This is a genomic window from Acinetobacter sp. Ac8, assembly GCF_055392545.1.
This window is the reverse complement of the sequence record NZ_AP043689.1, coordinates 165,496-180,223: the sequence shown is the minus strand read 5'-3', so window position 1 is coordinate 180,223 and position 14,728 is coordinate 165,496. Positions and strand designations below refer to the sequence as shown.

The 14,728-nt window shown below is 40.0% G+C and carries 16 protein-coding genes; 6 read left to right on the top strand and 10 right to left on the bottom strand.

Annotated elements, in window-relative coordinates:
• Positions 1–22 precede the first annotated feature (22 nt).
• The 8 genes from lpxC to gshB all read right to left on the bottom strand — a co-directional run bounded on the left by lpxC (position 23) and on the right by gshB (position 9,414).
• Positions 23–925 (bottom strand): UDP-3-O-acyl-N-acetylglucosamine deacetylase, encoded by a 903-nt coding sequence (gene lpxC / locus ACZ5QH_RS00805; RefSeq protein ID WP_016539103.1) that lies wholly within the window; start codon positions 923–925, stop codon positions 23–25.
• A gap of 125 nt (positions 926–1,050) precedes the next feature.
• Positions 1,051–2,244 carry a cell division protein FtsZ gene (gene ftsZ, locus ACZ5QH_RS00800; protein WP_004718620.1) on the bottom strand — a complete coding sequence of 398 codons (1,194 nt, stop codon included), beginning with the start codon at positions 2,242–2,244 and terminating at the stop codon, positions 1,051–1,053.
• Positions 2,245–2,407: 163 nt separating this feature from the next.
• Positions 2,408–3,670, bottom strand: coding sequence for a cell division protein FtsA (gene ftsA, locus ACZ5QH_RS00795; protein ID WP_004718623.1), 1,263 nt, complete (start codon positions 3,668–3,670; stop codon positions 2,408–2,410).
• Between the two features lie 63 nt (positions 3,671–3,733).
• Positions 3,734–4,588: a cell division protein FtsQ/DivIB gene (locus ACZ5QH_RS00790; protein ID WP_303576957.1), complete on the bottom strand. Its 855-nt coding sequence runs from the start codon at positions 4,586–4,588 to the stop codon at positions 3,734–3,736.
• 4 nt (positions 4,589–4,592) lie between these two features.
• A complete protein-coding gene (locus tag ACZ5QH_RS00785; protein WP_004818390.1) occupies positions 4,593–5,522 on the bottom strand; it encodes a D-alanine--D-alanine ligase in 930 nt (309 codons plus the stop codon).
• A gap of 81 nt (positions 5,523–5,603) precedes the next feature.
• Positions 5,604–7,052, bottom strand: coding sequence for a UDP-N-acetylmuramate--L-alanine ligase (murC, locus tag ACZ5QH_RS00780; RefSeq protein WP_303576958.1), 1,449 nt, complete (start codon positions 7,050–7,052; stop codon positions 5,604–5,606).
• A gap of 13 nt (positions 7,053–7,065) precedes the next feature.
• Positions 7,066–8,163, bottom strand: a complete 1,098-nt coding sequence (murG, locus tag ACZ5QH_RS00775; RefSeq protein WP_270383102.1) for an undecaprenyldiphospho-muramoylpentapeptide beta-N-acetylglucosaminyltransferase — start codon at positions 8,161–8,163, stop codon at positions 7,066–7,068.
• A gap of 315 nt (positions 8,164–8,478) precedes the next feature.
• A complete protein-coding gene (gshB, locus tag ACZ5QH_RS00770) occupies positions 8,479–9,414 on the bottom strand; it encodes a glutathione synthase (protein WP_303576959.1) in 936 nt (311 codons plus the stop codon).
• A gap of 110 nt (positions 9,415–9,524) precedes the next feature.
• Here gshB and ACZ5QH_RS00765 point away from each other — a divergent pair, with 110 nt between their 5' ends.
• The 4 genes from ACZ5QH_RS00765 to ACZ5QH_RS00750 all read left to right on the top strand — a co-directional run bounded on the left by ACZ5QH_RS00765 (position 9,525) and on the right by ACZ5QH_RS00750 (position 11,711).
• The gene (locus ACZ5QH_RS00765; protein ID WP_034611335.1) at positions 9,525–9,719 is read left to right on the top strand and encodes a DUF3565 domain-containing protein; all 195 of its coding nucleotides are present in this window, start codon (positions 9,525–9,527) and stop codon (positions 9,717–9,719) included.
• Positions 9,720–9,802: 83 nt separating this feature from the next.
• On the top strand, positions 9,803–10,213 hold the full coding sequence (locus ACZ5QH_RS00760; protein ID WP_244014656.1) for a hypothetical protein: 411 nt from the start codon (positions 9,803–9,805) through the stop codon (positions 10,211–10,213).
• Positions 10,214–10,279: 66 nt separating this feature from the next.
• Positions 10,280–10,984, top strand: coding sequence for a class I SAM-dependent methyltransferase (locus ACZ5QH_RS00755; protein WP_303576961.1), 705 nt, complete (start codon positions 10,280–10,282; stop codon positions 10,982–10,984).
• Between the two features lie 16 nt (positions 10,985–11,000).
• Positions 11,001–11,711, top strand: a complete 711-nt coding sequence (locus tag ACZ5QH_RS00750; RefSeq protein ID WP_303576962.1) for a VanW family protein — start codon at positions 11,001–11,003, stop codon at positions 11,709–11,711.
• Between the two features lie 2 nt (positions 11,712–11,713).
• Here ACZ5QH_RS00750 and ACZ5QH_RS00745 read toward each other — a convergent pair whose 3' ends face one another.
• Together ACZ5QH_RS00745 and pyrE are read right to left on the bottom strand one after the other, a co-directional pair.
• Positions 11,714–12,247, bottom strand: a complete 534-nt coding sequence (locus tag ACZ5QH_RS00745) for a hypothetical protein (RefSeq protein WP_303576963.1) — start codon at positions 12,245–12,247, stop codon at positions 11,714–11,716.
• Positions 12,248–12,322: 75 nt separating this feature from the next.
• On the bottom strand, positions 12,323–12,973 hold the full coding sequence (pyrE, locus tag ACZ5QH_RS00740; protein ID WP_004718641.1) for an orotate phosphoribosyltransferase: 651 nt from the start codon (positions 12,971–12,973) through the stop codon (positions 12,323–12,325).
• Between the two features lie 40 nt (positions 12,974–13,013).
• Between pyrE and ACZ5QH_RS00735 the strand changes: the two genes are divergently transcribed.
• Together ACZ5QH_RS00735 and ACZ5QH_RS00730 are read left to right on the top strand one after the other, a co-directional pair.
• Positions 13,014–13,832 carry an exodeoxyribonuclease III gene (locus ACZ5QH_RS00735; RefSeq protein WP_004818376.1) on the top strand — a complete coding sequence of 273 codons (819 nt, stop codon included), beginning with the start codon at positions 13,014–13,016 and terminating at the stop codon, positions 13,830–13,832.
• A 517-nt stretch (positions 13,833–14,349) separates the two neighbouring features.
• Positions 14,350–14,706: a Spx/MgsR family RNA polymerase-binding regulatory protein gene (locus tag ACZ5QH_RS00730; protein WP_303576964.1), complete on the top strand. Its 357-nt coding sequence runs from the start codon at positions 14,350–14,352 to the stop codon at positions 14,704–14,706.
• Positions 14,707–14,728: the final 22 nt, after the last annotated feature.

Here is a 14,728-nt window from a genome sequence, read left to right as displayed (position 1 = left end):
ACAATGCCTAAAAGACAAAGACTTATGTCACGTTGACAAAATGAATTGGGCACAGCTTCTCATCATCAAATGTTACAATTTCATAGCTGCTTGGATCACTTTTAACATTGCGTAAAAGTTGATTGTTCAGTGCATGTCCCGATTTATAACCATCGAATTTGGCAATAATTTGATGTCCAAGTAGGTATAAGTCACCAACTGCATCCAAAATTTTATGCCGAACAAACTCATCTGCAAAGCGTAGACCTTCTTCATTGACCACGCCGGTATCATCTAAACCAACAGCATTATCTAAGCTCGCACCCAAGGCTAAATTATTGGCTTTTAAATAATCGAGATCTTTCATAAAACCAAAAGTACGTGCGCCGCTGACTTCATAGACAAACGTTTCTGTTGAAAAATCAATGGTCGCCGATTGGTATTCTTTTGCAAAAGCAGGATGATCAAAGTCGATGGTGAAGTTGATTTGAAAACCATCGTGAGGGGTAAAAATTGCGCGCTTATCTTCTATGAGTGCTTCAACAGGTTTGAGAATCCGAATAAATTTTTTCGGTGCGTCTTGTTCTACTAATTCGCCCTGCATGAGTAAGTATATAAATGGACCTGCACTACCATCCATAATTGGTATTTCAGAAGCAGACACTTCTATAATCAGGTTATCTATACCCAAGCCAGCGATTGCACTGGTGACATGTTCAATGGTGCCAACCTTGGTTTCATGACTGACCAAATTGGAACACATGAATGCTTCTTGAATCAGCATGGCATCTGCTGGCAGATCGACAGGTGGATTTAAATCGATACGGCGAAATACAATACCCCCGTCCGCCACATGTGGCAAAAAGTTAATCATGACTTTTTGTCCGCTATGTAGTCCGATGCCACTCGCTTTAACGACTCGCTTCAGGGTACGTTGTTTCAACATGCTAATTCGGTCTTCATTCTCAAATCCGCTATACGTTAGCACATTTAGCCATTGATAAAAAACAAAAAAGGTAATGAATCTCACTACCTTTTTCGTTGATATTAATTATTTTTAATAATTATCAATCATTTACGCTGTTGATTTTTCAAATAATCTTGAATACTCATTGGCGTAGAACGACCGCTTGAACTTGGTGCTGCAACAGGTGCACCATCTTCTTGACGTTTATTGATCGCTGGAACATCATCTTCATCAACCACAGTGTTGTGGCTGGCTTGCTGGCTATATGATTGCGCAACATTGCTGATATGGGTTCTGCGTTTTGCTTCAGTTGCATCACTGGCATTACGTGTTAAACCTGTAGCAATCACAGTGACACGAATTTCATCACGTGCGTCTGGATCAAATACAGTACCAAAGAATACTTCACCTTCTTCAAGGTCAACAATCTGGTTCACAACATCTGTAATCACTTCAGTTTCACGTAAAGTCACATCAGCACCGCCCGTGATGTTAATCAACACCCCTTTGGCATTCATGATATTTACATTATCCAATAACGGACTACGGATCGCCAAACGTGCAGCTTCTTCAGCACGGTCTGGACCGCTACTCTTTCCTTCACCCATCATTGCATAACCACGTGTACTCATCGCAGTTTTCAAGTCAGCAAAGTCAAGGTTAATATGACCCGGACGAACAACCAGATCAAAAATACTCCGTACCGCATTCAGCAACACGTCATCTGCTTTACGGTAAGCATCTTGCATAGAGATGTCGCCATAAACGCTGAGTAAACGTTGGTTCGGTATAATAATTAAAGAATCAACATGTTGTTCTAATGCTTCAATCCCTTTTTCAGCCGAACGTTGACGACGACGACCTTCAAAGTTAAATGGTGTTGTCACTACACCTACAGTAAGAATACCCATTTCTTGAGCAATCTCAGCAACAACGGGTGCAGCACCTGTACCTGTACCACCGCCCATTCCAGCAGTCACAAATACCATATCCGCACCTTCAAGATGTTGACGGATTTGCTCACGGCTTTCTTCAGCAGCAATTTGACCTACATCTGGATTAGCACCGGCACCCAAACCACGTGTGCTTTGCTCACCAAGTTGCATTTTAAAAGGCGCATTCATACGATCAAGGGCTTGCTTGTCTGTATTTGCACAAACAAATTTCACACCCTTAATGTCAGATTGCACCATGTGTTGTACGGCATTACCACCGCCGCCACCAACACCAAACACAGTAAAACGGGCTTGACCGTTGTTATCGGTTTGTCCATCGTCTAAAAATTCAAATGAGGCCATGACCTTTAGATTTCCTAATATAATTTGGCAGTCACTTAAGCCCGTATACTGCCTTGATCTTCAATAATAAAAATTGTTTTTAGGATGCTGTTCATTGCAGAGCTTGTCAAGTATTGGACAGAACACTTACAACTTCCTAACAATATTCCCCAAAAAACCACACCTAAAAAATACCTTTTAATTTGTTATTTAAGGCATTCCAACCATTCACAATCCGATCAAAGAATGGTCTTCCACCTTGAACTTCAGGTTCTTCAATCGCCTCTTGCATGTCACTTTGACTAAACAAAAGTAACCCTGCTGCTGTAGCATACATTGAACGACGTAAAGATGGTAAATTCTGATCATCGGTCACCACTTGTAACGGTGGATTGCCTAAGTGTGCAGAGATACCCAACATACGACGAGCCAATGTCACCATGCCTTCAATCTGGCAAACATCACCTGTCAGTACTACACCATGATACAAACTTTGTAGTGCACTACGTTGTTCTAATTCGTATCGTACTTTACCTAAGATATCTTCATAACGTGCGATAATAATTTCAGTCAACTCAATACGACTAATGGTTTGTGGGCCATCAATTGCCTCAAACTGAATCATATGATCCGGTTTCACTTGGTGAATGTCGACACAACCATGCAGTAACTTAATCCGTTCAGCTTCTTCGGTTGTGGTTTGCAATACAGTGGCAATATCACGGGTGACATTTTCACCACCACACTGAATGGTATGAGCTAATGCCAAATGCCCTTCAATATAGACTGCAATATTGGTCGTTCCAGCACCGATATCGAGTAAACAAACGCCATATTCTTTTTCATCTTTCAGCAAACTGCCTTCTGCAGTTGCCAAACAAGACACCACCATTTTTTCAACCGAAATGTTGGCGCCTTTCATTGCACGATCCAAGTTCTGCATAGTGCTGATTGGCATCATCATCAATTGATAATGGGCTGTCATACTATTGGCAGATAAATTGATTGGGTTCTGTACCCACTCACTTGAATCATCCAGCTCAAAACCTAAAGGCACTGCACTTGCTAAGTAATGATCGGCTGTCATATGACTGGCTTTAGCAAGCTCTAATGCACGCACCACTTCAGTTGTCGTAATGGTATGTTCTGAATTTGAAATCGGCGTACGACCAATCGCATAATGGCTTTGTAATTCGGTGCTTGGAATTGAAACCCAAGCTGAATGAATACGACACTCAGCCATATCTTCAGCTTCTTGAACGGCTTGTTTAATTGCATTTGTGACTTTATCAAGGCTCACAATTTTGCCTTTATTCATTCCTTTATTGCGTGCGCTTGCCATGCCAATAACCTGAATATTATCAGGGGCATGTACTTTACCAATCAGTACTGAAACTTTATGTGTCCCAATGTCAATTGCAACAACTGAGGGAACAGCTTCATTCATCACTTTGCTACCATTATCTTCATTGTTTATGTTTGGCTATATGCCTCTTTTTCAAGCCACGTATTATGGCTTTGCAACCATCCCACCTGCAACGCTTATGTCATTACTGGTTACAACAAATTGACCATTCACAATTTTTGGTGAAATAGAATTTCTCCATTGAATTGCCAAACCATTTCGGTAGCGCAAATCAATGGCGGAAATATTCGACCAAGTAGGTTTCAAATCAGTTTGTGCCAAGTGACTTAAACGTTGTAGCTTACTCATGGTTTGATCTTGATCTACGATAACCCGTAGTCCCGAATCAAACTGCATAAACCAAGTCATACGTTCAGTGAGATAAAGCTCTTTTAAACGTAAGTTGACTGGGTGAAATAATTGATTAATTTCATTATAGCGACGCATCATCACTTTGGATTGGCTGAGCGGCCCATGAAGCAATGGCAAGTTTGAATAATTCTTCGCCACCGCTTCTGTATAGACATCTCCAGCATCACTCAGTAATCGCCCGGTTCCCCAACGTGCGATTGCATGACGCGGCATAATCCGCACACGAATACCATTTGGCCATGCCCGTGAAACCACAACACGATCCACCCATGATACTTCTAGTGCTTTATCTCGAATCTGTTCTAAATCCGAGGTGAAATAATTATTTTTAACAACAGGCGCCAAATGTTGTGTAATCGCTTGTGACTCTACCGGTGAGGTGGTACCTACCACTTGAAGTGTGGCCACCCGAGCATCGGTAATCACTTTATACAGACCATAGATTCCTGCAAATAGCACAGCAATAGCAATGACCATAAGCAACCAGCTTCCCACGTTGAGAAGCTTTTCCTGACGTGTTGGCGGCTTATCGTGTATTGATGTAATTGCCGCACGTTTGCGACGCATCGAAGCAGGAAGTTGAGCCATAAACTTAGTGTGCTTGTTCCGTGAGCGTTTGCGCTAAAATCGCAACACACAATTCATCAAAGCTATAACCTACAGCTTTTGCGGCTTTAGGTACAAGCGAGTGACTGGTCATGCCAGGCACTGTATTCACTTCTAACAACCAGAAATGACCTTGTTCATCTAACATCGCATCAATCCGTCCCCAACCACTGGCACCGACTGCTTGGAAAGCACGTAAACACAATTCTTGTAAGTTCTTTTCTTCTGACTCGCTTAAACCACATGGAATACCATATTCCACGTCATTACGGTTATATTTTGCTTCATAGTCATAGAATGCAACATCAGCAGGTGGTTGCAAACGAATCACGGGTAATGGCAAACCATTGAGGAAAGAAATGGTATATTCACGCCCCGTGATCCATTTTTCAGCCATCACCACAGCATCATGTACTGTGGCCTTTTCAATTGCAGCAGCAAGGTCTTCAGCTTTTTCAACCTTGCTCATACCAACACTAGAACCTTCATGTACAGGCTTAATGATTAATGGTAAGCCAAGGCTTTCAATCACTTCAGTTAAATCAGAATCTTTGGAAATAATACGATACGGTGCAGTCGGTAAATCTGAACCTTGCCAGATTTGTTTGGTTTTAACTTTGTCCATCCCAATCGCTGAACCCTGAACCCCTGTACCTGTATACGGTACATTCATCCATTCTAACGCGCCTTGGATTTGACCATCTTCACCACCACGACCATGCAATACAATAAATGCGCGATCATAGCCCACAAGTTCCGTCACGCTACGTTCTTGAGGATCGAAGCCTTCCGCATTCACACCCGAACGTAATAATGCTTCTAAAACAGCTTTACCACTATCTAATGACACCTCACGCTCAGCAGATTTCCCACCAAGCAACACCGCTACTTTGCCGAATTTAGAAGCATTTGACACGTTTAAATCCTTAAACTTATAAGTTAGTCAATTTAATTTCGAGGCTTTATTCAAATCCAAATTTAAACAAAGCCAAATCAATTATTTTAAATACAGTTGGTTTTGAGCCAATTCTACAGAAATTGCTCCCACGTTACCCGCACCTTGTGTTAATAACAAGTCATTCGCTTGTAACACTTTTTGTATCGCGTTCTGCAAATTGCCTTCCACTGGGTCAATCAAGATCGGCTCAACTTCACCACGCAGGCGAATACTCCGAGCTAATGAACGACTATCTGCACCAACAATCGGTTTCTCACCTGCAGGATATACTTCTAACAACAACAATTGATCGACTTGTGACAACACATCTACAAAATCATCAAAACAGTCACGAGTACGACTATAACGGTGTGGCTGGAACATCATCACCAAACGACGATCTGGATGGCTGGCACGTGCAGCTTTAATGGTTGCTTCAACTTCTTTCGGATGATGCCCATAATCATCTACAAGTTTTACTGTACCTTCATCCAATTCAAACTCACCTTGAACTTGGAAACGACGACCTACACCACTAAAGCTTTCTAAGGCACGTGCAATCGCAGCATCAGATACACCTTCATCCGTTGCAATACCAATCGCAGCCAGTGCGTTTAGAATATTATGCAAACCAGGAAGATTAATGGTTAAACGTAATGGCTCACGACCTTTACGTAATACGGTAAAGCTTGACTGCATACCGACTTGTTCAACATAAATTGCTCGAATGTCATTGTCTTCATTAAAACCATAGGTCAATACTGGACGACCAATACGTGGCATGATTTCACGAATATTGGCATCATCACCACACACTACAGCCAAGCCATAGAACGGCATTTTCTGTAAGAATTTGATAAAGGTGTCTTTAAGTACATCAAAACTACCGCCATAGGTATCCATATGATCTGCATCAATATTGGTAACAATGGCCGCCATAGGTTCTAGATGTAAAAATGATGCATCTGATTCGTCTGCTTCTGCGACAATGAAACGACTAGCACCCAACGCAGCATTAACACCGGTACGGTTTAACAGACCACCGATCACATAAGTTGGATCCATGTTTTCTTCTGCCAACATGCAGGTCACTAAACTGGTTGTGGTGGTTTTACCATGGGTTCCTGCAACCGCGATACCATGACGATAACGCATCAATTCACCCAACATTTCTGCACGGCGCACTACGGGTATACGATTTTCAATTGCTGCTTTTACTTCTAAATTTTCAGGATCAATTGCAGTAGAAACAACCAGTACATTTGCACCTTTGATATTGTCTGCCGTATGTCCAATAAAAACTTTAATACCGTTTTCTTCAAGTTGAACTGTTGTTTTTGATGCCTTAATGTCAGAACCAGAAACCTTATAGCCTTGGTTTTTCAATACTTCTGCAATACCACACATCCCAGCACCACCGATACCCACAAAATGGATATGTTTAATACGGCGCATCTCTGGAATTTTAATTAGGTTTTTTGCTTTATCAGCAGGGCTTGTTGGAGACATAATCAACTCTAACTTACAAATCTTGAATTAAACCAACCACACGTTGTGTTGCATCTGGTTGAGCTTGTTGACGAGCTTTTACCGCCATTTCCATCAATAATTGGCGGTTCATCAACGGTGTTAGTAAATCCTTTAACGAATCTGGAGTCATGCTCTGTTGCGGACAGATTTTCGCCGCACCTGTTTTCTCCAAAAATCGTGCATTGGCAGTTTGGTGATCATCCACCGCACTTGGTAATGGCACAAATACAGCCGCCACACCAGCAGTCGCCACTTCAGTGACTGTTAGTGCACCTGCACGACAAATAATTAAATCTGCGTTGCTATAGGCCAGTGCCATATCTTCAATAAATTGCTGAACCTCAACCTGTATATTTGCAGGCGCATCCGCATATAAAGCCTGTGTGGTCTCTTGCTTATTTTGCCCACACTGATGAAATACTTTTAATGGAACATCAAATTGTTTTAAGGCTTGAGGTACACATTCATTCAGGGCTTGTGCACCCAAAGAACCACCAACAATTAAAATATGTAAGGGTTCAGCCGCATTTTCGCGTTCTTTATAACGAAAAGAAGGATTATAAATTGCGGTAATTTCTGACCGTACAGGATTACCTGTCGTCACAATTTTTTCACTTTTCGGAAAAGTATCTGGAAATGCTTCGCAGACTTTTTTAGCAATTCTTGAAAGCTGGGTATTGGTAAAGCCTGCCACTGCATTTTGTTCGTGAATAATCACAGGAATACCCAACAGACGTGCAGCCAAACCACCCGGACCCGCAACATAACCGCCAAAACCAGCCACTGCATCGACATTGAGCTGTTTCATATAGCGCATTGCGCTCAAGGTTGCTTTTAAAATTTTAAACGGTGCAACCAATTTACGTACAATACCGTTGCCACGTACACCTTGAATGTCAATGTGATAGATTGGAATATCATGTTGTTTTAAAAGTCTATTTTCCATACCTGTCGGAGTCGCCAACCAAGACACTTGGCTGCCTTGTTGTTGCAATTCTTTTGCAACTGCCAGTGCAGGGAATACATGTCCACCTGTACCTGCCGCCATCATCATGATGTGTTTCGGTGTGCTTTGCTGGGGTTCGGTCACGGTCTAATTCTTCAATGCAAAAATAAATATTTAACGAATATCTTAAACAATCAATTGTAATCACAATCCGCTATGGGGAAAAGTTTATTTACTTTTTTTCACCAAGCCTTTCATTGTTTTTTTCTACTGATTTGAAAGTTTAAACTACTTTTATCATTAATCCGTTAAAAAAAGTGGAATTAAACGTTATTTTTTTATATTTCTCGATGATTTATCATTTTTATAGTCAATCGACAGCAAAAAAATAGAGCCGCGAACGACTCTAATTTTTTAGTTGAGATTTAGAATGCAGTATCCCAGCTTAAATTAAACTGACTAGCCGGCTTCTAGTACATTAAACAAATCATCTGCAATTGAAGTACCAAATTGATCATCAATTTCACGAATACAGGTTGGACTGGTGACATTGATTTCAGTGACATAATTTCCAATCACATCTAATCCGACAAAAACCAAGCCTTTGGCTTTTAAGAATGGCCCAACTTTGGCGGCGATGGCTTTGTCATTTTCAGTCAATGGACGAGCTTCACCCAAACCACCTGCTGCCAAATTCCCACGCACCTCACCATTTTGAGGAATACGAGCCAAGCAATAAGGTACAGGCTCACCATTAATCATCAAAATACGTTTATCACCATCCACAATTTCAGGGATATAACGTTGTGCCATAATCGGTTGTGTGCCATTTTCAGTTAAAATTTCGATGGTTGAACCAATATTGACCCCATCTTGATATAAGCGGAAGATCCCCATTCCACCCATACCATCCAGTGGCTTAACAATAACGTCACCATGTTCTTTTAAGAATTCACGAATCAAGCTTTGTTGTGAGGTCACTAAAGTGGGTACTTGTAGATCTGGAAATTGGGTCGCAAACAATTTTTCATTACAGTCACGCAAACTTTGTGGTTTGTTAATAATCCACGCCCCTTCACGCTCTGCCTGTTCCAAAATATAAGTGGTATAAACAAAATTCATGTCAAAAGGCGGATCTTTACGCATCAACACCACATCATACGTTGCAAGCGACTCTTTGGCTTTTTCACCTAACTCATAGTAGTGATCGTAATCTTCAAAAACCTGAAGCGGTGAAATCAAACCAAAGGCTTTGCCTTGGTCAATATATAAATCTTGTTGTAATGCATAGCCTAACTCATGCCCTCGACGTGCAGCCGCCCATAACATTGCCATTGTTGAGTCTTTTTTCAGGTTTACACTTTCGATGGGATCCATCACAACAAGTACGTGCATATTGATGCTCTTATAAAATTTTGGATTGAATGCAGTATAGCGGAGAATCTGGTGTACTTTTCCGAAATTTCGCTAAACTCTTAGCAATTATTGTGAATATGATGATCGAAATGCAACAAGCCATTGTGGGATTTCATTTGGATGAGGAGCAACATTATGTTGCTGAACTTGCCTGTGGGCATCAACAACATGTGCGTCATCTTCCGCCTTGGCAGAATCGTCCGTGGGTATTGACAGAACAAGGACGTCAGGAAAAAATAGGCATGCTGTTAGAGTGTAAGGCTTGTGAAATAACCCAGAAATAAGCCTTCAAATAAAATAATATTCGGAGTAGGATTGACTCTAAATCAATATTTTCGACGAATAAAACAATAGTGGGATATATAACATGTTGAAAAAAAATATTTATATTGCGTGTTCTATTTTATTTATTACATCAAATACATTTGCGCAAAAAAATGATTTATTACAAGGTTATTGGGCGATGTTGCCTTTGAACAATGGAATTGCCAATGTCGCTTATTTAGATGGCAAAGACACCGCTACCTTATATCCTTTTGAGTGTGACTTTAAAAATAAAACCGTCAGCTCGCCAGAACCACCTGAGGTTTCAAAATACAAAATTAAAAATAACAGCCTCTATTTGCTTTACCCAGATGAAGCAGCAAACCAAACGCTCGTCATCAAATCATTAAAAAAAGATCAGTTGGTATTAGAACAGACCTTTCTTGAAAATTATGCCTTAACCTATACCTATCAAAAAGTAGAAGGTATAAAAAATTTATGCCCTACCGCATAGATCTAACATCAGCCCAGTAAGTACAAGCACATCAATGGCAAAACAGATAATTAATGCGTGATCACTATGCTAGATCAAAACGACTCATCAGAGATTAAAAATTACTATAACAAACTTGCGCACGACTACGATAACAACCGTTTTAATAACAGTTATGGGCAATATTTAGACCAACAAGAGCGTGCTTTTCTCAAGCGTATTCTCAGTAAAACAGCACCTACACATTGTATGGATATCGGTTGTGGTACAGGTCGTTTACTCGATTATGCCGATTATGGTGTAGATTTCAGCCCTGAAATGCTGAAAGTTGCTAGAGAAAAATATCCACATAAAATTTTTCTTGAAGGCTCTCTGACTGAAATTCCAATCGAAAATCATCAGCTTGAGGTGATTTATAGCTTTCATGTGATCATGCATCAAGACCATGCAACCACACAACAATTTCTAAATCAGGCACAGCAAAAATTAAAACCCAATGGCAAGCTTATTTTTGATTTCCCCTCTGCCAAACGTCGACAAGCTGTAAAGCATCAACAACAAAGCTGGCATGCTGCTCATCAAATGACATTGGCAGAGATTGCAAAGCTGCTTGGCACTCAATGGAAGCTGGTTGAAAGTCAGGGCTTTTTATTTTTCCCTATCCATCGTATTCCAACGATTTTACGCCCACTGTTTAGAAGCTTAGACAACTTGATGTGCCGTTCATTTTTAAAAGAATATGCATCATACTTGGTTGTCGTTTTAGAAAAACAACCGTCAGTAAACAATTAGAATAAGCAGGTGGAATATGCGGCAATATTTACCCAAATCATGGAAACTGCTTTATCAGTTATTACGCAGGTATTGTCGTGAACACCTTTTCTCGAAGCTAAAGTTTGCCTTAAAACATCAAGCACTGTGGCAAGCAGACCAGCAAATTTCAACCCAACAAAGCATCAAGATAAATCATTATTTTGAAAATAAAACCCATAACATTGATCTTGCGATTGAAGCCTTAAACGGTTTGGTCATTGAGCCAAATCAAATCTTTTCATTTTGGCATTTGGTAACAGCCCCGACGTTAAACAATGGCTATAAAACAGGACGTAATCTGGTCAATGGAAAAATTTCAGAAGATCTGGGTGGTGGGATCTGTCAAATTTCTTGTTTGCTCTATATCAATGCGTTAAAAGCGGGTTTAACCATCATAGAACGACATTCACATTCGATTGATATTTACCAAGAACATGAACGCTTTACCCCCTTAGGCAGTGATGCAACTGTGGTGTATGGCTATAAGGACTTACAGTTTCAAAATTGTTTAGATCAGGCACTACAGATTCAAATTTTCAGACAACATGACCAACTGGTCGCCACCTTGGTCGCTCAACAGCATTTAAAGGAATATACTCTCAAATTTATTGTTGAAGATTCTAAAACCCATCGAATTGTCCGCACCTTGCAAGATCAAAAACAGATTGAGCAAAGTATCTACTTGCTCAATTCACCTGCTGATTAAGCTTATTTTTCTTGAAATTGTTGTTGGCTATTTTCTATCAGGTATTGATGTGCAGTCCGTGGATCACGCGGTAAGGCCAGTTTGACACGACAGCCCAACTCGATATCATCTTTTTCAAACACAATGATTTCAACATCCAGCTCTATTGGACGACCAATTTCAAAATCGGTTTGATCTAAACTTTCTCCCAATAAGTCTGCATATTTCTTTTCTAAGTGGCCAATAGTTAAATCTTGAATCATGACTTTAATTGAGTATTGTTGTCTCGAACATTCAGGTTCACGTTGAATACGTGATTTCTTGATATAACTGTTCTCAGATGCTCTTAACATCAATTCATTGATTAATTTTTTCTGGGCGTGCACGTTGATATTTAAAACCAGCTCAAACTGTTCTAAACCATGCCATTGAAATGGATATTGCCGAAAAAACATATCCCGCTCAAATTGGTAACGTTGCCAACGTCGTTGGTCGATATGTTTGACCAACATAATGCCAAGTACAGCAACCACGACGATTATCAATAGAATGAACATTAAAAATGGCACCTAATCCTTTATAGTCCATAAAGATAAGGAGCTTATGCTCCTTATCTTATCCTTTTTTTTAACTTATATACCATATTTCACACGGTAAGCTTCCATTTTTGCTAAAGCATCTTGCTCACCTTTGGCATCAAGATAATCCATTAAGTCTTTCATGCTAATTAAAGCATGCACTGGAATCTCAAGTTCTTGTTGAACTTCTTGGATGGCAGACAATTGACCTTGCCCTTTTTCTTGACGATCTAGCGCAACCAATACGCCTGCAATTGTCGCACCTGCATTTTTAAGAATTGTGACAACTTCACGAATTGCGGTACCCGCTGTAATCACATCATCAATAATCCAGACTTTTTTGCCTTCTACTGAAGCACCGACCAATACACCGCCTTCACCATGGTCTTTGGCTTCTTTACGGTTAAAGCCCCAAGGCACACTGACACCATGTACTTGTGACAAAGCCACAGCTGTTGCGGCAACAAAAGGAATTCCTTTGTATGCAGGCCCAAAGATCACTTCAACGTTGTTACATTGTGTTAATTTATCTGCATAACCTTGAGCTAAAAGCGATAATGCTTCACCATCGTTGAGTAAACCTGCATTAAAAAAATAAGGGCTCACACGGCCTGATTTTAAAGTAAACTCACCAAATTTAAGCACACCACGTGATAATGCGAGTTCGATAAAAGCTTGCGGGTTAAACTGAGCTGGCGTTGACATGAGGTGCTCCAAAATTCATACATTGAGGTTATGACTGCGCATGATACCAAAGAGTAGCTATCCAAGTGATCAAAAAATTTTAAGAGTTGTCTCAATTAACGTAAATGGCTTACGTTCATCCGTCACTAAAGGCCTACTTGAATGGATGGAAAAGTCAGATGCAGACGTGATCTGTATCCAAGAAAGCCGTATTACGCATGAACAGTGGACCGATAAATTTAAACCCGAAGGTTGGTTTACCCATCTGTTCCCTGCGGAAAAATCAGGCTATGCAGGTACAGCGATTTACAGTCGCTTGCCGTTTAAATCGATCCAGAATGGTTTGGGTTTTGAACTTGCCGATAGCCAAGGTCGTTTTATTAGCGCGGAATTTGATGTCGGTTTAGCCAAACCTGTGCACATCTGCTCGCTGTATTTACCTTCAGGCTCATCAGGTGATGAAGCACAAGCCCGTAAAGATCACTTCTTAGAAGAATATCGAAAAATTTTAAAACAATGGCGTGATGAAGATAAATCAATCATTGTATGTGGCGATTACAACATCGTGCATAAACGAATCGATATTAAAAACTGGTCAGGTAACCAAAAATCGTCAGGTTGCTTACCGCATGAACGTGCTTGGTTAGATCATATTTATGATGAACTGGGCTATGTCGATACATTTCGTGAAGTCCGTAAAGAAGCAGAACTGTATTCTTGGTGGTCCAATCGTGGACAAGCGCGTGCGAAAAATGTCGGTTGGCGAATTGATTATCAAGCATGCTCACCTGACTGGAAAGATCGCACAGTCAATGCTTGGGTCTATAAAGATGAATGGTATAGCGACCATGCCCCTGTGATTATTGATTATCAAATTTAAACAGTCCTATACTCAATTTTTAAATAAAAATTGAGTATTTTTGTGAACAAGTGTTCACTGATTACAGGGTAATAACTTACAAATTTTGTCGTGTTATCTTATATTTTCTTCATATCAACAAGCGCATTATACACGCACGGCACAGGGACATTGTCAGGATGACAGCAAAAGGATAGGACGCCGTAGGAAGAAAAGGAAATAAGTATTTTGAATATTTATTTTTCAAGGATGTGACATTGGACGTTGTAATGAGACCCGCATAATCAGGATGATTAGATGCGGGTTTTCTCTTTTTTTAATTTCAATTTTCTTTAGTTTCAATTTTTTTATTTTTTAGATTCAAATCATTTAATCAGCCAGTCTACTGCTCGCTTCAATAAAATATTAAGCGCAAATTGTTAAATTCTGATGACAGCAATCACGCCTTTTAAAATATTTTATCTATTCTTATACTGTACATATTGGCAATTTTGCTACTCTTTCTGTCAAATCAAACAATTGAATATTAGGTTAAGACATGTTGAAAATTTATGGAATCAAAAATTGTAACTCCATGAAAAAAGCTTTTGATTTACTGACTGAACTTGGCTTGAGTTATGAATTTCATGATTATAAAAAACAAGGCATAGATGCAGAGACGGTTAAACAATGGCTCGATCATATTGGGCAAGATCTTGTACTCAATAAAAAAGGTACAACGTGGAAAAAGCTCAGTGAACAAGAACAACAACTAGCTTTGTCGAGTGAACAAGCACTGATTCACGCGCTTACCACACACACCAGTTTAATCAAGCGCCCTGTGATTGATCAAAATGGCCAGTATGTAATTGGTTTTGATGAAGATAAAATTAAAGCTTTAAAACTTACAGCATAAAAATCATCGAGCAACAAAAAGC

What these genes read in the sequence shown, in the direction of transcription:
- lpxC (WP_016539103.1), bottom strand. Translation starts at nt 925, where the DNA reads ATGTTGAAACAACGTACCCTGAAGCGAGTCGTTAAAGCGAGTGGCATC.
- pyrE (WP_004718641.1), bottom strand. Translation starts at nt 12,973, where the DNA reads ATGTCAACGCCAGCTCAGTTTAACCCGCAAGCTTTTATCGAACTCGCA.
- ACZ5QH_RS00750 (WP_303576962.1), top strand. Translation starts at nt 11,001, where the DNA reads ATGCGGCAATATTTACCCAAATCATGGAAACTGCTTTATCAGTTATTA.
- ACZ5QH_RS00735 (WP_004818376.1), top strand. Translation starts at nt 13,014, where the DNA reads ATGATACCAAAGAGTAGCTATCCAAGTGATCAAAAAATTTTAAGAGTT.
- ftsZ (WP_004718620.1), bottom strand. Translation starts at nt 2,244, where the DNA reads ATGGCCTCATTTGAATTTTTAGACGATGGACAAACCGATAACAACGGT.
- ACZ5QH_RS00790 (WP_303576957.1), bottom strand. Translation starts at nt 4,588, where the DNA reads ATGGCTCAACTTCCTGCTTCGATGCGTCGCAAACGTGCGGCAATTACA.
- ACZ5QH_RS00745 (WP_303576963.1), bottom strand. Translation starts at nt 12,247, where the DNA reads ATGTTCATTCTATTGATAATCGTCGTGGTTGCTGTACTTGGCATTATG.
- murC (WP_303576958.1), bottom strand. Translation starts at nt 7,052, where the DNA reads ATGTCTCCAACAAGCCCTGCTGATAAAGCAAAAAACCTAATTAAAATT.
- ACZ5QH_RS00760 (WP_244014656.1), top strand. Translation starts at nt 9,803, where the DNA reads ATGTTGAAAAAAAATATTTATATTGCGTGTTCTATTTTATTTATTACA.
- ACZ5QH_RS00730 (WP_303576964.1), top strand. Translation starts at nt 14,350, where the DNA reads ATGTTGAAAATTTATGGAATCAAAAATTGTAACTCCATGAAAAAAGCT.
- ACZ5QH_RS00765 (WP_034611335.1), top strand. Translation starts at nt 9,525, where the DNA reads ATGCAACAAGCCATTGTGGGATTTCATTTGGATGAGGAGCAACATTAT.
- gshB (WP_303576959.1), bottom strand. Translation starts at nt 9,414, where the DNA reads ATGCACGTACTTGTTGTGATGGATCCCATCGAAAGTGTAAACCTGAAA.
- ACZ5QH_RS00755 (WP_303576961.1), top strand. Translation starts at nt 10,280, where the DNA reads ATGCTAGATCAAAACGACTCATCAGAGATTAAAAATTACTATAACAAA.
- ftsA (WP_004718623.1), bottom strand. Translation starts at nt 3,670, where the DNA reads ATGAATGAAGCTGTTCCCTCAGTTGTTGCAATTGACATTGGGACACAT.